Source organism: Pseudoalteromonas sp. SR43-7 (assembly GCF_014163785.1).
GTDB classification, from domain to species: Bacteria; Pseudomonadota; Gammaproteobacteria; order Enterobacterales; family Alteromonadaceae; genus Pseudoalteromonas; species Pseudoalteromonas distincta.
The window spans coordinates 86,872-109,059 of the sequence record NZ_JACJDY010000014.1 but is presented as its reverse complement, the minus strand read 5'-3'; the positions used below and the strand labels follow the sequence as shown (position 1 = coordinate 109,059).

General features: G+C 39.9%; 20 protein-coding genes and 1 pseudogene. 15 read left to right on the top strand and 6 right to left on the bottom strand.

Annotation, left to right across the window (positions count from 1 at the left end; genetic code table 11):
* Entirely contained in the window at positions 1-1,029 is a 1,029-nt protein-coding gene (locus H5087_RS12160) for an ATP-binding cassette domain-containing protein (protein ID WP_182672208.1), read from the top strand.
* On the opposite strand, the gene moeB is transcribed toward H5087_RS12160, so the two are convergent.
* Positions 1,030-1,788: a molybdopterin-synthase adenylyltransferase MoeB gene (moeB, locus tag H5087_RS12155; protein WP_182672207.1), complete on the bottom strand. Its 759-nt coding sequence runs from the start codon at positions 1,786-1,788 to the stop codon at positions 1,030-1,032. It abuts the gene before it with no gap.
* Between the two features lie 288 nt (positions 1,789-2,076).
* Here moeB and H5087_RS12150 point away from each other — a divergent pair, with 288 nt between their 5' ends.
* From H5087_RS12150 to H5087_RS20330, 13 genes and pseudogenes are all read left to right on the top strand, one after another.
* Positions 2,077-3,546 carry a NarK family nitrate/nitrite MFS transporter gene (locus H5087_RS12150; protein ID WP_149592127.1) on the top strand — a complete coding sequence of 490 codons (1,470 nt, stop codon included), beginning with the start codon at positions 2,077-2,079 and terminating at the stop codon, positions 3,544-3,546.
* Positions 3,547-3,559: 13 nt separating this feature from the next.
* The gene (locus H5087_RS12145) at positions 3,560-5,302 is read left to right on the top strand and encodes a bifunctional protein-serine/threonine kinase/phosphatase (protein WP_182672206.1); all 1,743 of its coding nucleotides are present in this window, start codon (positions 3,560-3,562) and stop codon (positions 5,300-5,302) included.
* A 9-nt stretch (positions 5,303-5,311) separates the two neighbouring features.
* Positions 5,312-6,505: an alginate export family protein gene (locus tag H5087_RS12140; protein WP_182672205.1), complete on the top strand. Its 1,194-nt coding sequence runs from the start codon at positions 5,312-5,314 to the stop codon at positions 6,503-6,505.
* A 227-nt stretch (positions 6,506-6,732) separates the two neighbouring features.
* Positions 6,733-8,256 carry an FAD-dependent oxidoreductase gene (locus tag H5087_RS12135; protein WP_182672204.1) on the top strand — a complete coding sequence of 508 codons (1,524 nt, stop codon included), beginning with the start codon at positions 6,733-6,735 and terminating at the stop codon, positions 8,254-8,256.
* A 40-nt stretch (positions 8,257-8,296) separates the two neighbouring features.
* Complete coding sequence (locus tag H5087_RS12130) at positions 8,297-10,993, top strand: nitrate reductase (RefSeq protein ID WP_182672203.1); 2,697 nt, start codon at positions 8,297-8,299, stop codon at positions 10,991-10,993.
* 16 nt (positions 10,994-11,009) lie between these two features.
* Positions 11,010-11,981: a GTP 3',8-cyclase MoaA gene (gene moaA / locus H5087_RS12125; protein WP_182672202.1), complete on the top strand. Its 972-nt coding sequence runs from the start codon at positions 11,010-11,012 to the stop codon at positions 11,979-11,981.
* Between the two features lies 1 nt (position 11,982).
* Entirely contained in the window at positions 11,983-12,663 is a 681-nt protein-coding gene (locus H5087_RS12120; RefSeq protein ID WP_182672201.1) for a molybdenum cofactor guanylyltransferase, read from the top strand.
* Positions 12,660-13,199 (top strand): molybdenum cofactor biosynthesis protein B, encoded by a 540-nt coding sequence (moaB, locus tag H5087_RS12115; RefSeq protein WP_182672200.1) that lies wholly within the window; start codon positions 12,660-12,662, stop codon positions 13,197-13,199. The genes H5087_RS12120 and moaB overlap by 4 nt, the downstream gene beginning before the upstream one ends.
* Before the next feature lies 1 nt (position 13,200).
* On the top strand, positions 13,201-13,671 hold the full coding sequence (gene moaC, locus H5087_RS12110; RefSeq protein WP_149606408.1) for a cyclic pyranopterin monophosphate synthase MoaC: 471 nt from the start codon (positions 13,201-13,203) through the stop codon (positions 13,669-13,671).
* Entirely contained in the window at positions 13,649-13,948 is a 300-nt protein-coding gene (locus H5087_RS12105; RefSeq protein WP_182672199.1) for a MoaD/ThiS family protein, read from the top strand. The genes moaC and H5087_RS12105 overlap by 23 nt, the downstream gene beginning before the upstream one ends.
* A complete protein-coding gene (gene moaE, locus H5087_RS12100) occupies positions 13,948-14,406 on the top strand; it encodes a molybdopterin synthase catalytic subunit MoaE (protein ID WP_182672198.1) in 459 nt (152 codons plus the stop codon). Before H5087_RS12105 ends, moaE begins: the two co-directional genes overlap by 1 nt.
* Positions 14,406-15,065, top strand: a complete 660-nt coding sequence (locus tag H5087_RS12095; RefSeq protein ID WP_182672197.1) for an MOSC domain-containing protein — start codon at positions 14,406-14,408, stop codon at positions 15,063-15,065. Before moaE ends, H5087_RS12095 begins: the two co-directional genes overlap by 1 nt.
* Positions 15,066-15,194: 129 nt before the next feature.
* Positions 15,195-15,521 (top strand): annotated as a pseudogene (locus H5087_RS20330) (sensor histidine kinase); the annotation flags it as partial.
* Here H5087_RS20330 and H5087_RS12090 read toward each other — a convergent pair.
* From H5087_RS12090 to nirB, 5 genes are all read right to left on the bottom strand, one after another.
* Positions 15,458-15,952, bottom strand: a complete 495-nt coding sequence (locus H5087_RS12090) for a hypothetical protein (protein WP_259397768.1) — start codon at positions 15,950-15,952, stop codon at positions 15,458-15,460. The pseudogene H5087_RS20330 and the gene H5087_RS12090 overlap by 64 nt on opposite strands.
* Positions 15,953-16,227: 275 nt before the next feature.
* The gene (locus H5087_RS12085; protein WP_024597977.1) at positions 16,228-17,490 is read right to left on the bottom strand and encodes a nitrate- and nitrite sensing domain-containing protein; all 1,263 of its coding nucleotides are present in this window, start codon (positions 17,488-17,490) and stop codon (positions 16,228-16,230) included.
* 273 nt (positions 17,491-17,763) lie between these two features.
* Positions 17,764-18,627, bottom strand: coding sequence for a uroporphyrinogen-III C-methyltransferase (gene cobA, locus H5087_RS12080; RefSeq protein ID WP_182672196.1), 864 nt, complete (start codon positions 18,625-18,627; stop codon positions 17,764-17,766).
* Between the two features lie 9 nt (positions 18,628-18,636).
* Positions 18,637-18,990, bottom strand: a complete 354-nt coding sequence (gene nirD / locus H5087_RS12075; protein ID WP_002959861.1) for a nitrite reductase small subunit NirD — start codon at positions 18,988-18,990, stop codon at positions 18,637-18,639.
* Positions 18,977-21,550 carry a nitrite reductase large subunit NirB gene (gene nirB / locus H5087_RS12070; RefSeq protein WP_182672195.1) on the bottom strand — a complete coding sequence of 858 codons (2,574 nt, stop codon included), beginning with the start codon at positions 21,548-21,550 and terminating at the stop codon, positions 18,977-18,979. The genes nirD and nirB overlap by 14 nt, the downstream gene beginning before the upstream one ends.
* A gap of 394 nt (positions 21,551-21,944) precedes the next feature.
* Between nirB and H5087_RS12065 the strand changes: the two genes are divergently transcribed.
* Positions 21,945-22,178 (top strand): hypothetical protein, encoded by a 234-nt coding sequence (locus tag H5087_RS12065; protein ID WP_182672224.1) that lies wholly within the window; start codon positions 21,945-21,947, stop codon positions 22,176-22,178.
* Positions 22,179-22,188 lie beyond the last annotated feature (10 nt).

The following is a 22,188-nucleotide window of genomic DNA, read 5'->3' as shown; positions in this document are numbered from 1 at the left end:
ATGATTAAGTTAAGCCTTTTTAAAGCACTCAATAATTTTGATTTAGATATAAACCTTGAGCTTGAGTCGTTTAATGTATTGGGTGTTTACGGGCCTTCAGGCTCTGGTAAGTCAACATTACTGCGTTGTATTAGTGGTTTAGAGCCTGCAAAAAGTGTTCATATTAATAATCAGCCAGTGCATGAGTTGCCAAGCGATAAACGCGGTATAACGCTTCAGTTGCAATCGTGCCCGTTGTTTCCTCATTTAGATGTGGCAGGTAATTTAGCGTTTACACAACAACACTGCGGGAACAAACAAACCAGCTTAATGCTTCAATACGTTGTTAAAGCGCTTGAATTACAAGATTTACTAAATCGTGATGTACAAAGCTTATCGGGTGGCGAGCGCCAACGTGTAGTATTTGCGCGCACTTTGCTTGCCGGTCAAAAATTTATAATGCTTGATGAGCCTTTTAGTGCGCTTGATTGGTCATTGCGTTTTAAAACGCTCACTAAACTTAGCGAGTTTGCAGTTAAGTTTAATATTAAATTTATAATAGTAAGCCACTCATTAAAAGAGCTGCTATTTTGCTGCGATATCCTTATTCAGCTTGATAAAGGAAAGGTGATAAACCAAGGTACAAGTGCGCACGTTGCAAAAGCTATTTACGCAAACGACAGGCAAACACCGCTGAGCTTAATTAATTACAATGTGGTTAAATTTGATGAAGACTACGGGCTATATCAACTGCAATTACAGCAAAGTGAGCAGCCGCTTTTTGTGCTTCCTGCACTTGTAGATAGCAGTAATAAGCTAATCATAGAAAGTGAGCAAATGTCGTTTAGTGCGTTAAAGCCTGAGCAAACAACGCACAGTAATGTTTTAAAGTCGGTATTAACTCAGGCTGAGCTTATTAATAATAAGTGGCAGCTAACGCTTAATGTAGATGGGCAAACATTGTATTGCTTGGCATCAAGACGAGTGTGGGACAAAAACGACTTTAAAGTGGGCGATGTGCTTTATACAACAATCAGTAATCTAGAATAACTAAATGCTGCACACCGCACATTGACTGTTTTTAGCTATTTTAAAACGATTAAACTCCATGCTTAAACCATCCACCAGTAATAAGTGTTCGCTTAAGCCACTTGGCAAACCAGCAAGCATTTTTAGCGCTTCAGTAGCCTGAATACTGCCTATTAGCCCTACAATAGGTGAAAGCACACCGGATTCTGAGCAGCTTTGTGTTTGTTCACTAAAAAATTGTGATAAACAACCATAACAGTGGCTGTTTTCATCCATAGTAAAACACGCGACTTGTCCTTCCATACGTATTGCAGAGCCTGACACCAGTGGAACTTTAGCTTTAAAACAGGCGCTATTAAGTGCATTGCGCGTTGCTAGGTTATCTGAGCAATCAATCACTATATCAATGTTATTAAATAATTGTTCTGTAAAGGTATTTACATCAAAAAATGCCTCAATGGTGTTTATATCTATTTCACTATTAAGTTCGCTGAGCTGTTTTTTAGCAGCACTGCATTTTGAGCTACCAATATCACTTTCTTTATACAGTATTTGCCTTTGCAGGTTGGTCACGTCTATTTCATCGTTATCAACTAGGGTAAGCGTGCCAACGCCAGATGCCGCTAAGTATTGACCTACCGCACACCCAAGCCCACCCACACCAACAACTAAAGCATGCGATTGCCATAGTTTCTCTTGTCCGTCTATATCAAGCTGCGGCAGCATAATATGCCGAGAATAGCGTAGTTGCTGTTGGTACGTTAACGGTGCTTTTTGCATTTTTAAACATCTCATACTTTTTTTGAACAATACCAATTTGTTAAATCCTAGAGCAAGTAGTAACGCTTTTTATTTGCACTGTAACAGTCCATAGCCCTTCACTCATATAGTGCAACTATAACGCATTAAAATAATAAATACATATAACCAACTGAAATTGATGGCTTTTAATTAGTGGCTCAGTAATTGCTGTAGTAGGTTAACTAAAATTTAACAAACATTGGGCTGCTACTCATCTAAAAGAGTGGGGCATTAGTAAAACAATAATACGTTTACGAGGAAATAAACATGCAACCGAGTTCTGGATTTAACTTAATATCCTTTAAAGGAAAAATGAAAGTATTACATCTGAGTTGGATGGTCTTTTTTGTGTCATTTTTTGTATGGTTTAACCATGCTCCTTTATTAGGTGCAATTGCGGGCTCGCTTGGTATTACCATGGCACAAGTTAAAACATTACTAATTTTAAATGTAGCATTAACTATTCCTGCCCGTGTTGTGGTGGGTATGCTGACCGATAAATTTGGTCCCCGGATTGTTTATGCCGCGCTACTTATTACCTGTAGTATTCCGTGTTTTATGTTTGCTATGGCAACCACATTTGAACAAGCCGCTATAGCGCGTTTTGCGCTAGGCTTTATTGGTGCTGGCTTTGTTGTGGGCATTCGTATGGTGAGTGAATGGTTTCCTGCTAACGAGCTGGGCATAGCAGAAGGTATTTATGGCGGCTGGGGTAACTTTGGTTCAGCAGCAGCGGCTATGTTATTGCCAATTATTGCACTTATGTTTGGTGGCGAAGATGGTTGGCGTTACGCAGTAGGTTTAACGGGTGTATTAAGCGTTATATTTGGTATTATTTGGTACTTAAATGTAACCGATACACCAAAAGGCGGTACATACTTTAAGCCTAAAAAAGTAGGCGCAATGGAAGTAACCAGTAAAGGCGACTTTGTATTACTGCTTATTATGAAAATCCCTATGTATGGTGCATTAGCATTACTTACTTGGAAGCTTTCACCAACCGGTGCTAACCTAATTTCGGCTAATTTTGTACTTGCCGTGTATGCTTTTTTAGTTCTGCTTTATATTTACGAAGTGTATAAAACCTTTGACGTAAATGGTCATATTTTTAAAGAGCCAGTACCCGAGTCGCATCGTTATGAATTTAAGCAAGTAGCTGTTTTAAATATTTTATATTTTACAACCTTTGGTTCTGAGCTTGCGGTTGTATCTATGTTACCGCTGTTTTTTATGGATGTGTTTGGCCTTGATATGGTGTACGCGGGTATTTTAGCCTCTGCTTACGCATTTATGAACTTAGCTTCTCGCCCTGGTGGCGGTTGGATTTCAGATAAATTAGGTCGTCGTATAACACTTATTGTACTTACAACGGGTCTTGCTGTTGGTTATTTTGTTATGGGCTTGGTTGATGCATCGTGGCCTTTATGGCTTGCTGTTGTTGCGGCTATGGCATGTTCGTTCTTTGTGCAAGCAGGTGAAGGCGCTGTATTTGCTGCAGTACCGCTAATTAAGCGTCGTTTAACTGGGCAAATTGCAGGTATGACTGGCGCTTACGGTAATGTTGGTGCAGTAGTTTACTTAACGGCATTGTCACTTGTTGATTATCAAACCTTCTTTTTCATTATTGCGGGTAGTGCATTACTTGGCCTAGCTGCACTGTTTTTTATGAAAGAACCAGACGGACACATTACCGAAGTAAATGAAGACGGCACCGTTGAACTTATTTCAGTGACTTAAGGCATTATTGACTATGTTTGATGAAACACACCACGCTAAAGCGCTTGAAAATGAACTCAACGTTTCATTTGGCGGACACAGCGCAAAAGGGTTAAAAGCAGAAAACCAAGATGCGTTTGCAGCTCTCAATACTAAAGCACAAGAAAAAGAGTCTAAAGGCGTTATTGCCTGCTTAGCCGATGGGTGTTCATCAGCAAAAAATGCTAAACAAGCGTCTCAACTTTCGGTTACTCATTTTATAAATGAGTATTTAAATACCCCCGAAAGTTGGGCGGTTAAAAAGTCAGTGTCGAAGGTGTTAGCAAGTTTAAATCAGTGGCTTTATTCGCAATCAGTTAATTACAATCACTTAGGTCAGCGCCAAGCCGATTGGATGACGACTTTTACAGCACTTATTTTAAAGTCGGCAACGGGTTATATATTTCACTTAGGTGATACGCGTATTACTCGCTTGCGAGGAAATAAAATAGAGGCAATAACACGGGATCACAAAGTAAACGATACCCTAACGCGTGCACTTGGCGCACAACTTCATCAAGAAATAGATGTATACGAAGTTGACCTAAAAGCAGACGATATTTATATATTAACCTGCGATGGCGTACACGATGTGCTCCCAAGTAGTGATATAGCTAAATTAATTAACGAGCACACTAATTTAGAAAATGCAGCTAAAGCAATTACCGAACTTGCATTAGTGCGAGGCAGTGACGACAACGTAAGTTGTTTACTGGTAAAAGTAGAAAATATTGCCGAGCAAAAGTTAGATGAACTTTACCATTCGCTAACACGACGAAAAATTCCACCTGCGCTTAATGTTGGGCAAAAAATTGATGATTACACGGTTATTCGTAAATTACATGCCAGTAGTCGCTCGCACATTTACCTAGTGCAACAAGCGCCCGATATACCGCCAGTGGTTTTAAAAGCACCTTCGGTTAATTTTGAAGACGATGTGCACTACCTTCAAGGCTTTATAAGAGAAGGCTGGGTAGGGCAACGCATAAACCACCTTAACGTGATGAAAGTACTAAGCACGCAATCGCAGAGTCGTTTTTTGTATCATATTTGTGAGTACATGGACGGGCAAACACTCAGTGATTGGAAGCACGACGTGCCGCACCCAGAAATAACCCAAGTACGCAGTATTATTGAACAAATAGTACATGCACTAAGGGCGTTTCAGCGACTCGATATGGTGCATCGCGATTTAAAACTCGATAATGTAATGATAGATGCGCACGGTAAAGTAACGCTCATTGATTACGGCACAGTAAGTGTTGCGGCTATGGACGAGTCGGTTAAACAAATTGCGGATGATTGCCCGCAAGGCACTGCCGACTACACCGCACCCGAGACACTTATTACTATGCACGCCGATTTTAAAAGTGATTTGTTTTCACTTGGCGTGATTGCATATGAGTTATTGTGCTCAAAATTGCCTTATAAACCACTGCCACTTAACCACGTAGCGCCAAAAGATTACAGCCATTGGCACTACACAAGTATTCGTAAATACAGAGCCGATATTCCGTTTTGGTTAGATCAAGCCCTAATGAAGGCGCTTGCCCCTAAACCAGAGCTCAGATACCAAGCTTTTTCTGAGTTTATAAACGATATCAACAAACCTAATCCTTATTTAGAAAGTACCGCTAATAAAAGTTCAATAATGAAACGCGATCCAGTTATGGTGTGGAAATGTATTTCGCTGTGTTTATTTATTGCTTTGGTATGTGTATTAATAATTAAAACTTAGAGAACTAAAATGCTTAACTATAAGAACAACTTACCTATTATTTTTATACTGGGTTGCTTCACTGCGCCTTCAATAAGCCAAGCTTCGCAAACTGATCTTGATTTTAGACTGCGTTTTGAAAGCGTTGATCAAAACAATGCCTTAAAAGATGCAAGCGGCTTAACACTTAGAACCCGCTTAACGCATCAAACAGATGAGGTGAATGGTTTTTCAGCCCTTATTGAAGTAGAAGACACCCGCAGCCTATTGGGCGTAGATGATTACAACAATACGGTGGGGAAAAATACTAATTACTCTGTTATTGCCGACCCAGAAAACACCGAGATAGACCAAGGTTTTGTTAAATATGCCCGCGATGGTCTATCGCTAAAAATAGGGCGCCAAGTAATAGCCCTTGATGGGCAGCGTTTTGTTGGGCACGTAGGTTGGCGCCAAGACAGGCAAACCTTTGATGCAGCAACCATTAATTACGCACTTAATAGCATAGATTTACAGTACAGTTATTTAAATAAGCGTAACCGCATATTTGCTGACGATAAAGACATTAAATCGTCCGATCATCTAATTAATGCAAGCTTTAAAACAGACTACGGTAAAGTGGTTTTATACAGTTACTTATTAAGTGACGATGCACTACAAGACGACAGTTTAGACACTTATGGCGTTTCTTTTAAAGGTAATAAAACCCTAAACGACATAAAATTTTATTACAAAGCGGAGTATGCAACGCAGTCTGCGTCAACAAGCGTGAGTGATTTTGATGCTGATTACTATGCACTTGAAGGCGCTGTTGATTTAAATGGTTTGGGTATAAAAACAGTAACATTAAAAGTTGGCATAGAGTCACTTGGCTCTGATAATGGCGATTACGGGTTTGCAACACCGCTTGCCACGTTACATAAATTTAATGGTTGGGCAGATACATTTTTAAATACACCCGCACAAGGCTTGGACGACACTTACATAAGCTTAAACGGTAAAGCGTTTGACGGAAAATGGCTGGTGGCTTATCACAGTTTTGATGCTAATGAGCAATCAAATGGGGTTGACGATTTGGGCAGTGAACTAAACGTACAATACGTTAAACCTATTAATAAACAATATGCAGTAGGTGTTAAATACGCTGATTACTCAGCGGGCGATACTGCTGCTAATAAAGTCGATACTCAAAAATTGTGGGTATGGATGAGCGCTAAATTTTAACCCTCACTATCTTCTAAAATCCTCTTGTAATTTATAGCGACACAAGATGGTGCAGTTGCACCATCTTGTGGGGCTTTATGCTTTTCACCTCTGCACCAATGTAGGCAAATTACTGATTTTAAATGCTTATATATTTGGCTTACATATTGCTATAACAATCCTATAACAAATTATTCGATGTTAGCTTTAGTCAATCACTAAAGTAGATATCATTTTAAGGTGAGTAAATGCTAAGCAAGCAGCGTGTTGTAGTGGTAGGAAACGGAATGGTGGGGCACCATTTTGTGCAGCAGCTAGTTTCTCAAAATCAAGCTGATGAGCAATTTGAAATTACGGTACTTAGCGGTGAAGACCGTTTAGCGTATGACCGCGTACAACTATCCTCTTTTTTTAAAGGCAAAACCGCAGACGACCTCGCACTTACATGCAATAAAACCTATGACGATTGGCAAGTACGCTTTCATACTCATTCTAAAGTGGTTGATATAAATCGTGATACGCAAACTGTAACGACCGCTAAAGGGGAGTTGTTTGAATACGACAAACTTGTGCTTGCTACAGGTTCATTCCCATTTGTACCGCCTATACCGGGTAAAGATCGCGAGCATTGCCTTGTTTATCGCACCATTAACGATTTACACGCAATAAAAAATTCAGCCCACGGCAGCAAAGTAGGCGTGGTAATTGGTGGCGGTTTACTGGGGCTTGAAGCTGCAAACGCATTAAAGCAATTGGGTTTACAGACTCACGTAATAGAATTTGCACCGCAACTTATGGGTGTACAAGTTGATGCGGGGGGCGGTCGGTTACTAAAAAACAAAATTACAGATTTGGGCGTTACTGTACATACATCGGTAGCAACTGAGGAAATAGTAGAAGGTGAAAGTTGCCGTTATAAAATGTGTTTTAAAGGCGGCAAAACCCTTGAAACCGACATGATTGTATTTTCGGCGGGTATTCGCCCTTATGATAATTTAGCCCGCGAGTTTAATTTAGAGATAGGTGAGCGCGGCGGTATTGTAATTAATAACCACTGCCAAACGAGTGATAAAAACATATACGCTATTGGTGAATGTGCACTGTGGAATAATTTTATTTTTGGCTTAGTGGCACCTGGTTACGCCATGGCTAAAATAGCAGTTGGGCATATTTTGCAACAGACCCAGCAAGGTACTTTGCAAAGTACTGGCTTAGACAATAAAGCCGATGAATTTAGCGGTGCCGATATGAGCACTAAGCTCAAATTAATGGGTGTTGAAGTAGGCTCTATTGGCGATGCACATGCACGCAGCGAAGGTGCAATAAGCTATTATTTTGAAGACCAACCCAATGGCATTTATAAAAAAGTAGTTACTAATTCACAAAGCAATAAGCTAATTGGCGCGGTACTTGTTGGCGATACCAGCGATTACGACAATTTGCTGCAATATCATTTAAACGACATTGAACTTACCACCGCTCCCGAAGCGCTCATTATGCCCCTTGCCGGCGACATAGCAGAGCTAAGCGCCGATGACTTGCCTGATGACGCCATTATTTGCGCTTGTCATAAAGTAACTAAACACACCATTGAACAATCAGTTTCTAACGGCTGCATAGATTTGGCAAGTGTGCAGCAAAGCACCAAAGCCAGTACAGGTTGTGGAGGGTGTGAAAAGCTCGTTCAAAATGTAATAAACAGCGCGCTCGCTAAAGCAAGTAACACTATTAATGTAGTTACTCTTAATGAGCCTGTAAAACAGCCCGCATAAATTAAAGCACACTAATTAAAGCACATTAAAAGAGAGCAGTATGGCAACCGTAAATATGTCACCAACTATAAATAAAACGAGTTTAAAACAAACAACATGTGCTTACTGTGGTGTAGGGTGCGGTGTTGATATTGCACTTTTTAATAATGTGCCAACCAAGCTTGAAGGCATGCGAGAGCATCCCGCAAACTTTGGTCGTTTATGTGTAAAAGGCACGCATTTGCTCGACACAACAGGCAGTGATAATCGCTTAACGTCGCCCCTCATTAATAACCAAGCTGTTACGTGGGATGAAGCAACCGACCACGTTGCCAATAAATTTAACGACATAATACAAAAGCACGGACCCGATGCGGTGGCTTTTTATGTATCAGGGCAGTTACTTACTGAAGATTACTACATTGCTAATAAATTAATGAAAGGCTACATAGGCTCAGGCAATATTGATACAAATTCGCGCCTGTGTATGTCATCTGCTGTGGCAGGTTACAAACGCGCTTTTGGTGAAGACGTAGTGCCGTGTACCTACGAAGATTTAGAGCAAACTGAGTTACTTATTTTAATTGGCTCAAATGCAGCGTGGACGCATCCGGTTTTGTATCAGCGAATGGAGCGTGCAAAGCAGCTTAACCCAAATATGAAAGTAGTGGTTATTGACCCGCGAAAAACCGACACCGCTGAGCTTGCCGACACATTTTTAAATATAAAACCAGGCAGTGACGCCGCACTTTATAACGGCTTACTTAATTATTTAAATGAGCATAGCCACCTCGATACGCAATTTATTGCTCAGCACACAAACGGCTTTGAAAGCGCATTGCAAGAGGCACAAAAGTGGAGCTGTGAGGCAGTTAGCGACTTTTGCGATATAGCAATTGAGGAAGTCACTGAGTTTTACGCTCTATTTGCTAACAGCCCAAGTGCGATTAGCTTTTATTCAATGGGTATAAATCAGTCAAGCTCGGGTGTAGATAAATGCAACGCCATTATTAATGCACATTTAGCCTCTGGTAAATTACTTAAACCAGGCAGCGGTCCGTTTTCTATTACTGGGCAGCCCAATGCGATGGGCGGGCGCGAAGTAGGTGGTTTGGCTAATCAGTTGGCGGCGCATTTAGATATTGAAAACGAAGCACATCAATCACTTGTGCAACGCTTTTGGCTCTCGCCAACTGTGGCTAACAAAGCAGGCAGTAATGCCATTGATATGTTTGATGACATAGCCGCGGGCAAAATAAAAGCAGTGTGGATAATGGCAACAAACCCAATGGTGAGCTTGCCCAACAACGCCGCAATTAAAAAAGCATTAGAGACCTGCGAGCTGGTGGTTGTATCTGACTGTATTGCAAAAAGTGATACGTTAAAGTTTGCCAATGTTGCTTTTCCATCAACCGGATGGGGCGAAAAAAACGGCACAGTAACTAACTCAGAGCGAAGGATATCAAGGCAGCGCCCGTTAGTAGCGCCTTATTCGGGAGCTAAAAATGATTGGCAAATTATGTGCGAAGTCGCTAAAAAAATGGGCTTTGAAGGTTTTGACTTTACAGATCCAAGTGGCATTTTTGAAGAATGGGCACAATTAACCGACTTTGAAAATAACGGTAGTCGATTATTAAACCTCTCTGGTTTAGTTGGGCTCACAAAAAGCCAGTACGATAACTTAAAACCCATTATGTGGCCTGTTGTTAAAAATCAGCCTTATAAAAACGGTCAGGTTTTTACAAATAACCAATTTAGCACCGCTGATAAAAAGGCGCGTTTTATACCTATAACGCCGCAACTACCTGTTCAACAAACATCAAGTGATTATCCGTTTGTAATGAACTCAGGACGTATACGCGACCAATGGCATACCATGAGCCGCACGGGTAAAAGCACTGCGCTTTCATCGCATATTACACGCCCGTATATTGAAATTAATCCGCTTGATGCCAGTAAATTAGCAATTAAACAAAACGATTTAATAAGCGCGATTGCCCAAACAGGGCAGGTTACCGCGCATGCAAAAGTAACCGATGCTGTGCGAAAAGGTGAATGCTTTATGCCTATTCATTGGAATAAGCAATTTGCATCATCCGCTACCGTAAGTGGGTTGTATCAGTCGGTAGTTGACCCTCTATCTGGTCAGGCTGAGTGTAAACACGGCGCTGTTAATATAGTTAAAGCACCCTTTGAGCAATATATGCAGCTGTTTACTAAAAACGAACTTGTTATAAACAGTGATTTTTGGCTCAAAGTTAATGCAAGTAATTGCTTCAATTACCAATTGGCGCTTAATGAGGCACAAAGTGATTTACTGTATTTCTGCCAAACCTTAACCGGTTTACAAGGGCAGTGGTCGGCTATGAATACGGCAAAAGCCATGCATGTGCAGTGTATTCAAAACGATCAATTAGCGTTTGTTGGTGTTATTTCTAATGAGCAAAAAGAAATATCACTTGAGTGGATAAACCATTTATTTGCAGAGCCATTACTGACCTTTACACAGTTACAGTCTTTGCTTTATGCAACCCCAGATGAAGAATTTACCCAAGGCATGCAAGTGTGTAGCTGCTTTAAAGTAAGAGAGCAGCCAATTATAAACGCCATTAAAAACGGTGCAAACACAGTCGAGCAATTGGGTTCTGAACTTAAATGTGGGACTAACTGTGGTTCGTGTAAAACGCAATTAAGCCAATTAATTAAGCAACATGCTACGCAAAAAGCGAACAGTATTGATGTTGCGGTTGTAATGTAAAGAAAAAAGGAAGCATATGCTTAATGATCAATCTGGTCGGCAGTTTAACTATTTGCGCCTCTCAATAACCGATGTATGTAATTTTAGTTGTAGTTATTGTTTACCAAACGGGTATCAGTGCGATACGCCGCGTAATTTTTTAAATAAAAATGAAATTAGCACGCTGGTAAATGCGTTTGCAGAGCTAGGTACTAAAAAAGTGCGTATTACAGGTGGCGAACCATGCTTGCGAAACGACGTAACCGATATTATAAAACTCTGTAAAAATACGCCTGGCATAGAAAAAGTAGCCATTACTACCAACGGATTTAATTTATTAAATAAAATTGATGAATTTGCAGAAGCAGGCCTTGATGCGCTTAATGTCAGTATTGATAGTTTAAACCCGAGTATGTTTAAACTCATAACAGGGCACGACAAACTTACCCTTATTTTAAAAGGGATTGAACGTGCGGTAGAGCTGGGCATAAAAGATATAAAAATAAATGCGGTACTTGCCAAGCAGTTTAATCAAAATCAGTTGAAAGATTTTTTAGCGTGGGTAAAGCACCACAAAGTTACAGTTCGCTTTATAGAATTAATGGAAACCGGTGACGGCGCAACCTTTTTTGAAGAAAACCACTTAAGTGGGCAAACGGTTAAAGCACAGCTTTTATCTCAAGGTTGGCTAAAAGTCGTTAGGGGGAAATTAAACGGACCCGCAGAAGAGTTTTGTCATCCTGATTACGATGGTCGTATTGGTTTAATAATGCCGTACAGTAAAGACTTTTGTAAAAGCTGTAATCGCTTGAGGGTGTCTGCGCTGGGTAAATTACACTTATGCTTGTTTGCCGAGCAAGGTATAGATTTACGCGAACTACTAAACGAGGACGATACTGCAGCGACCGTAAAGGCAATTCAAGCCGCTATGGGCAATAAAGAAATAAGCCATGAGCTGGATAAACGCTTAACAGGTGCTACAACTCACTTAGCCATGTTAGGTGGTTAATATGGAAGTAAAAGCTAAGCGAGATTTTACAGGCGTTGTGCTTGCTGGTGGTAAGTCATCAAGAATGGGCACAGACAAAGCCGATTTAGTTTTAAAAAATAAAACGCTATTGTACAATGCGTGTGATTTATTAAAAGACGCAGGCGCTAAAAACATACTAATAAGCCGCAACGTTACAAATCCAGTTAAATCATCGAGCCAATATTCACCGAGCGATTATCCTTCAGAAAAGTACGTTAAAGATATATACCCAAATAGTGGACCCCTTGGCGGAATTTATTCCACATTAATAGCCACTGAGCATGACTTACTTATTACTGCGGTAGATATGCCTCTACTTACGAGTAGTTTGTTAAGCACAATTGCGCTGGCTTCTCAGTCAAATAACGTACAAAGTGTGAGCAATCAATTAAATCAGTCACAAATACATGCTTGGCACTTTGAAAATGAACCACTACCGCTGTATATTCGTAATACAAGCAGTGTAAAAAATCATTTAAAACACATACTCACAAACGCTAACAGTCATAAATCAATAAAACAGTTTACCCAAAGCATTGGTGTGCAAACGCTTTTATGTAATAAAACGCATGCATTAATAAACACCAATACGCCGGCGCAATTTAAAGCTGTAAATGAGCATTTTGACCAAAGCATTAATCAATTAAGAAGAACATTATGAGCCACACAACTGAGTCACAAATAGCATTAAACATTGCCGTAATGACGGTAAGCGATACACGCGATGAAATTACCGATACTTCTGGTCATTACTTAATTAAAGCGCTAATTGAGGCGGGTCATCACTTAGCTGATAAAGAAATTGTTAAAGATGATGTTTACCAAATGCGTGCAGTGGCATCGCAGTGGATAGCCGATGACACCATTCATGCTATTTTAGTGACTGGTGGTACAGGATTTACCGAACGTGATTCAACACCTGAGGCATTTGCGCCGCTGTTTGATAAAAGCGTAGACGGTTTTGGTGAGCTATTTAGACATATATCGTACGGTGAAATTGGTAACTCAACTATTCAATCTCGTGCATTGGCAGGACTTGCTAACAACACCGTTATTTTTTGTATGCCAGGCTCTACAGGCGCATGCAAAACAGCATGGACAGGCATTATAAAAGATCAACTTAACTCAATGCATAAACCGTGTAACTTTGTACCGCACATTACCATTGGTAAAAAGTGTGAATCGCGTGAGCAATAGTATGTTAAGCCACGTAGACGAAAACGGCCAAGCGAATATGGTTGATGTATCGCTCAAAGAAGTAACCTTGCGCGATGCCTCAGCTGAAGCATTTATTAGCATGAGCAAGCTTGCCTTTGAACAAGTAATGCTTAATCAAAACAAAAAGGGTGATGTGTTAGGCGTGGCACGTATTGCAGGTATTCAAGGCGCAAAAAAGTGCGCTGATTTAATTCCGCTTTGTCATCCGCTTGCACTTAGTAAAGTCGCTGTTGATTTTGAACTTGATGAAGCTAACAGCCAAATTAAAATAACCAGCTACTGCAAACTTGCCGGTAAAACTGGCGTAGAAATGGAAGCTTTAACGGCGGTATCTGTGGCTAGCCTTACTTTGTTTGATATGTGTAAAGCAGCCGACCCATTAATGGAAATTAGCGGCATGCGCGTTACTCAAAAAGCAGGGGGCAAAAATGGTAGTTGGCAGCGCGATTAATCCAAACAATGTCATATATAGCGCCGGAAAAGTAGAGTTATTGTTTTTTGGGCAACTAAAAGAGCGGTTAAAGTGCAGTAAATTAAGCCTTGAGATTACGCAGCCGCTTACTATTTCAGAGCTTAAATTAAAATTAGTGAGCCAATACCCGCATTGGCAACCGTGGCTTGAGGAGCGTGAGCTACTTGCAGCGCTTAACCAAACTATGTCATCAAGCGATGAAATAGTGAAAGCAGGGGATGAGCTTGCCTTTTTCCCGCCGGTTACAGGTGGCTAATGAGCATACATATTCAAGTACAAACCGATGATTTTAATGTAGGTGACGAGCACAATACGCTTTGTAGTAATAATAAAAGCGATGGCGCTGTTGTTACCTTTACAGGTTTGGTAAGAGAGTTCAGCAGTGGCGATAACGTTATTGCACTTGAGCTTGAACACTACCCTGGTATGACCGAGCAACTGCTTCAATCTATTGCAGAGCAAGCACAAACTCGCTGGCAACTGGCGAGAATATGCATTATTCACCGCGTAGGTTACTTAGCACTTGGCGAGCAAATTGTATTTGTAGGCGTAACTTGCCGCCATCGCCAAGCCGCGTTCGAAGGCGCACAATTTATAATGGATTATTTAAAAAACCACGCCACGTTTTGGAAAAAAGAGCACTTTAAAGACTCATCAAACTGGGTTGAGTTTAAACAAAGTGACAAACAAGCGATGGGTAGGTGGGAGTCTTAATGAAAATAATCTCTACTAATATCTCTAAAATAAAAACGGTAGTGTATAACGGCAAAGAGGTTAAAACCGGTATTTTTAAAACGGCAACTAACGAACCTGTTGTTATTGAAAAGCTAAATATTATAGGGGATGAGCAAGCTGATTTAGTTAATCACGGCGGGGTTGATAAAGCGGTTTACGCGTTTTCGCACAATCATTATGATTATTGGAAACAAACCCTCGAGAATGATGATTTGGCAGTAGGTGCCTTTGGCGAAAACTTCACGATTTCTGACCTTGATGAAGCGAATATACACATAGGTGACCATATTCGAATTGGTACTGCATTACTTGAAGTAAGCCAGCCTCGTGTGCCTTGTTTTAAATTAGCTATCGCCCTTAATAATAAAAACAGCCTTAAACTGTTTACGCAGCATTACTGCACTGGCGTGTATTTTAGGGTACTAGAGCAGGGCGTTGCAAAAACGGGTGATAGTGTTGTTATCGAGAAGAAAGCCTCGCACGACATATCAGTAAAAAAACTGTTCCAGGCTTTTTTTGATAAAAAATATCCAGATTATGAAAGTGTATTATTAGCAGCACTCGAATTGCCGGAGCTTGCTCTTGAGTGGCAAACTAAAATTAAAAAGAAGCTTTGTATTAAAAATGAACTAAGTTAAGCGTAAATTGTTATTTATAGAGGAGCTAGTAAAAAAGATAAAACCTGCTATACCTAATGTGATAAATACTATAATTATTATAGTGTTATTAAAAAACTGTTGGGTTAGTAGCTAAAATAGGTGTCGTATATGAATATCTCCAGAAAACTGATGCTTATTGTGATTTTAACAGCTGCAGAGGTAAGTATTACTGTTTACTCAGCTTTTGAAATAGCTAAAGGGGCCAAGTTTCACCAACTTAATTTTCTTCACTTAAAATATACTCATCAACTTACTAAGTCAGTTAAAAAAATAGAAAATGATCTCCCCATAGATATAAATACCATTGAGTCAGATATATTGTTAATTAGGCAGCAACCAATTGACTGTATTGAAGAAATAAATCCATTAAATTATGCTGTTATGAAATTTATTAACACAGAGCAAACTTTAACAATTTGTGAAAAAGATATAGAAAATGAATTTTTACGTTGGACTAACTGATTTACAAAGTTTTTTTGTAAACTATTTAAAATTGATTTTTCTTTTTCTGTAAGTAGTGAATCACTTGCTCGCTCGAATATCAACCATCCAAACTTAAGACCTGAGGGCAAAATAATAAGCGATATAACTCTAAATATTTTAGGATCATGCTCAATAATCGATTCATTAAAAATATCATCAGATAGTTGCTCTTTAGCTACTGCTATTTCTGAACCTGATTTATATAGCTCGACAGCACGTTGAGGCAGATTAGCAACAATAGAAAATGAGCTCGCATCAAAAATGTTTAAAATTAGCTCAGCAATGTTTTCTATGTTTGTTTGAATGTCATTATCAAGAGAAGTTGTTAATTGCTGCTCATCTATAAATGATACACCTTCTATATCACTCTCTACATTGGGCATTCAAACTCCTACAACAGTATTAAATATGCCTCATTAAAATGAGATGCAACAAATGATTAACTTATTGTAGTTGATTATTTTGAATGCGTTGAATAATTTGCATTATAAATAGACTTCAAATTAGGGTTTTACCTTATTATAGTCAGCAGGTTATGAATCAATTTTAAAATAAGGCAAAACTCAATCTGGGTGTGAAATTTGTAACTTAATAAATAACTATTATTTAGGGTAGTGGTATTACTAAAGATCAACATGCCCAAGTAAAAACAGCATATTTAATCGCTCATTTGTACAATTGTTTGCGCTACGCTAAATAAGGTTTTATGCGTATCCATTGCTTGTTTTTGTAGCTGTTTATGGGCTTGCTCTTCGGTGAGCTTTAACTGCTCAATAAGTATGTACTTGGCTTGGTGAATGACCTTTTGCTCACTAATAACTTTTTTAGCGTCAAGTAACGCTTGGTTTATTTGTTTTATATGCTGGCTTTGCTCGATAATTAAATCATACATAGTTTTATTACTGTTGAGCTTATCGGCCGCTATATTTTGGTTTACTTCTGGCTCTGGTTGCTTAATGGCTAATTGGCCAAAAGTAGGGGCTATGTGTTGCTCTACCATATTGTTAAGTACCTGCTTATTTGTATTTAAGCTACGTTGAGCACAGGCTATTTGCATTGCTGCGGTATCAATTAACTGATCTGCTATATTTTGTTCAATTTTGTGCATTATATCTATGCGCGTAGTGGTTACTTCGTACCATACTTCGCTTAGTTGCGAGAGCGGTTGAGCATTCTCGTCATCGAGTTTTTGCAGTAAACTTCTAAGTTGGTCTACCTGATTATTCACCTGATGTGTTGTTAACGTGGCAAAGCATTTTAAAAGGTGCGCATCGGCGTACCCATTAAAAAAGTCAAAACTGTGGTTTTGCTCTTGTACGAAATGCGCGAGTTGTTGTTTTTGCTCAGTGGTAAATTTACTCGCTGCAAATGCTTGTGCACCACAGGCACGTTCTTGTCCTGCGTATTCTTTACCTTGCATAAAGTTAAAAAAGGCAACTAATAAACGCGTTATTTTAGGATCGCTTGCGCCATCTGCTGCCTCTAAAATAATATTGAGTAAACTAGCAATTAACTGCGTGAAAGACTGCGTAGCATGCACTGCACTAATGTTTTGTTGTGCTATTTGCTTGCGCAATACCGGTAATGCATCGAGTGCTTGTAAGCTATAGGTAATTAAATTAAATAACCGAGTATGGCCAGTATCGGCGTTGTCGTTTATAAATGTTTGTTTAAGAGAATCATAAAATGCAGTTTGTGCGCTGTCGCTTAAAGGGATTTGTTCTTGTAATTGGGTTTTAAATCGCTCGCGATTTGAGGCCAAAAATATATTACTCATTGCGCGTTCTTTTTGTAACTGATGTACAAAATCGCCTAATTTAGTAAGCGAGGCACAACTGTTTTGTAATTGCTTTAGCGCGTGTATTTCTTGATACTTTGCTGCTAATAAAAACTGTTTTGTGAGAGGATTGCTTGTCGCCATTGGTATTATTCCACACTTTTTTGTTTTTAAAGTGCAACCACTGTTCCAATCATTAATAAATTTCATCATTGAATTTAAAATCAAGCTAATACAATTGCTTAAAGTGTTGTTTTTGTTTGCCACTGTTTTTCTATAATTTAAATTACCATTACTTTTAACTTATTTGGTGCATTTAAACATGTTATTGCACACAACTTGAACCCAAATTAAAACAAAAAAAGCGCCTACTCCTGGGGAGGTAGTAAGCGCGAAAAGTGCATTATTCATTTTGTATCATGCGTTAACATTTATACTGTTTAATAACTCAGGGCTAATTGCCATTTTATGATTTATTACTTCACCAATCATAATTAGGGTAGGACCTTGAAGGTTGTGTTTAGCATGCTCATTTACTATCAGTTCAAGCGTACTAGTAATTACTTTTTGCTTAGTGGTAGTGGCATTCTCTATTAGTGCAATGGGTGTATTACTTGGCCAGCCCACTGATTGCAAACCGCAGCTTAGCGTTTGTAAGCGCGAAAGCCCCATATAAACCACTAAAGTGGGGTTGTTGTTTGCAGGCATAAACGCGTAATTTTGCCAATGAGGTTGCTTGTTAGGATCGGCAAACTGCGCCGTTAGAAATGTAACACTACGCGCTACATCGCGTGCAGTGAGCGGAATACCCGTATAAGCAGAAGTAGCACAAGCCGTTGTAACACCCGGAATAATAGCAAAATTAATATTATGCTTGGTAAGTGCATCGGCTTCTTCGTTAATACGTGCAAATATACTCGGATCACCGCCTTTTAAACGCACTACGTTTAAGCCTTGTTGCGCGTATTTAACCAGTAGTTCGCAAATGTTAGCTTGGGTCATTGAGTGTTTACCCGCACGTTTACCTACAAATACTCGCTGTGCTTTTTTAGGAAGCGTTTTTAATAAATCATCGCTTACTAACCAATCGTATAAAACAACATCGGCGGTATTAATTAAACGCTGCGCTTTTACCGTAATTAGCTCTGCGTCTCCTGGGCCCGCACCAATTATATAAACGTTGCCGCTTTTAGCACTGCGATCATTTGAGCTTGTTAGCTTAGTAACAAGCTTATTTAGCCACACGTTTTCAATACCCGAAAAATAAGACAGTACACTCATACTATTCCCCTAAGCCACAGCTGTTGTAACTTTTGGTTCAGAGCTTATAAATACACTGCCGTCTTCAATTTTTGCATTAAAAACCGGTAAGTGTATTGCTTCTGCTTCTAAACATTCGCCTGTTTCTAGGCAAAAGTGTTGCTTATATAAAGGCGATGCGACAACTAATTTATTGTCGATTGAGCCAATAATGCCACGCGATAATACATTGGCTTTGCCAATCGGGTCGTAGTTGCTAATGGCAAACACAGCCGTTGGGTTTTGCGGAATGTAAAAAATAGCTACTTGCTGATTATTAACTAATGCGCATACGCCGCTATTAGCCACTAGGTTGTCGATTGTTCCAATATTATGCCAAGACATCAGCTTGCTCCTCTTCAACTTCCATTACTGGAATACGGTTTTGTGTATTACGTTGCTCACGTTTTTCGGCTTCTGTAGCAGGGCGAATTTGGTTACGCTCTTGCACAAATAAAATGTTCTCATCGGTTTCGGGGCTATTAACAAACTGGCGGAATCGTTTGGCAGCATCTGGGCTTTCAATCGCTTTTTTCCACTCACACGCATAGGTTTGTGTAATTAACTCCATTTGCGCTTCTAGTTCGTCGCAAATGCCTAAGCTGTCGTCAATGACTACGCTTTTAAGGTAGTCTAAACCGCCTTCAAGGTTTTCCATCCATACCGACGTACGCTGCAATTTGTCAGCCGTTTTAATGTAAAACATAATTACGCGGTCAATGTATTTAATAAGAGTAGGTGTGTCTAAATCGGTCGCAAATAAATCAGCATGGCGAGGGCGCATACCGCCATTACCACACACATATAAGTTCCAGCCGTTTTCAGTGGCTATAATGCCAATATCTTTACTTTGTGCTTCGGCGCATTCGCGAGTACAACCCGATACTGCCATTTTAAATTTATGCGGCGCACGTAATCCTTTGTAGCGGTTTTCTATTTCTATTGCGTGTCCAACGCTGTCTTGCACACCATAACGACACCATGTACTACCCACACACGATTTAACCGTTCTAAGAGACTTACCATAGGCATGACCGGTCTCAAATCCAGCTTCGATAAGTCGCTCCCATATAATAGGAAGCTCTTCTAAGCGCGCACCAAATAAATCGATACGTTGACCGCCAGTGACTTTGCAGTACAGGTTAAAATCTTTGGCTACTTGTCCAATTACAATGAGTTTGTCGGGTGTTATTTCGCCGCCAGCAATACGCGGTACTACAGAGTACGAACCATCTTTTTGCATATTTGCTAGGTACGTATCGTTAGTGTCTTGTAAGCCAACATGGGCGGGTTCTAAAATAAAGTCGTTCCATGTTGAGGCTAAAATAGAGCCAATGGCAGGTTTACATATTTCACAGCCATGACCGCTGCCGTGTTTAGTTAGTAAGTCATCAAAGCTTTTAATGCTTTCTACTTTCACCATGTGCAGTAGTTCTTGGCGTGAATACGCAAAGTGCTCACATACATGGTTATTTACTTCAACACCGCGACTTGCTAATTCGTTATCAACAACAGATTTTAATAACGCAGCACAACCGCCACAGCCGCTTGCTGCTTTAGTGCATGATTTTACCGATGCTAAATCGCATGAGCCGCCATCAATCGCGCCTACAATGTCGCCTTTACTCACATTGTGACACGAACAAATAGTGGCGGTGTCGGGTAGGGCACTGCCAGATAACGACGGCGCGCCGCTGCTGTCTGGTAAAATTAAACACTCAGGGTTTTCTGGTAAGTCCATGTCGTTAAGCATGTACTGTAATAAAGTATCGTAATCGCTGGTATCGCCAACAAGTACAGCGCCCAGTAATTTATCGCCTTTTTCACTTAGTATTATTTTTTTATAACAGCCGCGAATAGCGTCTTGATATATAAGCTCTTTACAGTCTGGCGTTTTTGCATGAGCGTCGCCAATTGAGCCTACTTCCACGCCTAATAGCTTAAGTTTGGTGCTCATATCGGCACCTAAAAACTCAAGCTCGCCACCACTTAATTGACTCGCTGCAACGCGCGCCATGTTGTAACCCGGTGCTACTAAACCAAATAGTTTTTTGTCCCACAGGGCACATTCACCAATGGCTAAAATATCAGGATCTGACGTTTGGCATTGGTTATTAATAATAATACCGCCGCGCTCACCGAGTTCTAAATCAGCAATTTTACCTAGCTGATCATACGGGCGAATACCGGCAGAGAACAAAATTAGGTCTGTTTCTAAAAATGACTCATCCGAAAAATTTAATCTAAAGCGACTGGTTTCGCCTTTTACTATTTCGCTGGTTGCTTTTGATGTGTGTACCGTTACGCCAAGTTTTTCTATTTTATTTTTTAGTAGCGTACCGCCTTGTCCATCAAGTTGAACAGCCATAAGTTGTGGCGCAAATTCAACTACGTGGGTATCAAGCCCTAGTTGCTTAATGGCGTTTGCGGCTTCAAGCCCCAACAAACCACCACCAATAACAACACCGCTTTTACTTACAGCGGCACTGGCTTTTATTTGTTCTAAATCTTCTAATGTGCGATACACCAAACAATGGGGTTGGTCGTTACCTTTTATAGGCGGCACAAACGGAAATGAACCTGTTGCAAGTATAAGTTTGTCGTACGGGTATTGCTCACCTGTTAATGTGGTCACTATTTTTGCTGATCTATCAATGTCTTCAACCCACTGGCTGGTATGCACATTAATATTAAGTTGTTTATAGTTGTCGTGAGTGGTAAGTGCTAAATCGGCGGCGGTTTTGCCATCAAATACACTTGATAAATACACGCGATCGTATGCAAGATTTGCTTCTCCGCAAAGTACAGTAATGTCTGCGTTGGCATCGCTTTGGCGCATTTGCTCAACAAAGTGGTGTCCGACCATACCATTACCAATAATGAGTATTTTTTGCGAGGTTTGCATAGGGCATTCCTTAAAGTGACGGTTTAAATACAATTAACAAAAAAGCCCGCCACAAATACGCATTATGCATAACTGTGTGCGGGCTTCTTTGCCGGTGGTTGCTAATAGCTATTGTGCTCACAACCTAAATTTTTGCCGTAAGTAAAACGGGCTTGTTAATAGAATGTTTGCAAAAATACAGCCAGTTTTTTAAGTTATTGTTTAAATAGTATTTAATGTATTTTTAGAGTGAGGATAAAACCCGTTTTGTTATATGTTGGTGCGCGCTTGGCACTAAGAGGGTGCAAGTATTGTCATTGTTTTGTGCACTATCAGTCAATAAAACACTCATTATCATTGAGTGTGTATTGCGTTAAATTTAACCCATGAAATACGCACACGAATTACGAGCAAAATGATTAACACAAACTCAATAGATGCTTCACCTTTTCATGAAGGCGAGCTGGCAATACAAGACAAACTCGGTAAACGAGAAATAATGACAACATTTAGCAAACGTGGCGTGCGCTCATTTATGCCAGAGCAGCATAGAAAGTTTGTGGCTCAAAAGGTTACGTCGTTTATTCAGTTTTTATTTGAAAAGTTTGAAGCTAGGCCAAAAACAAAAAGCCTAAAATCAGTTAAGTGATTTTAGGCTT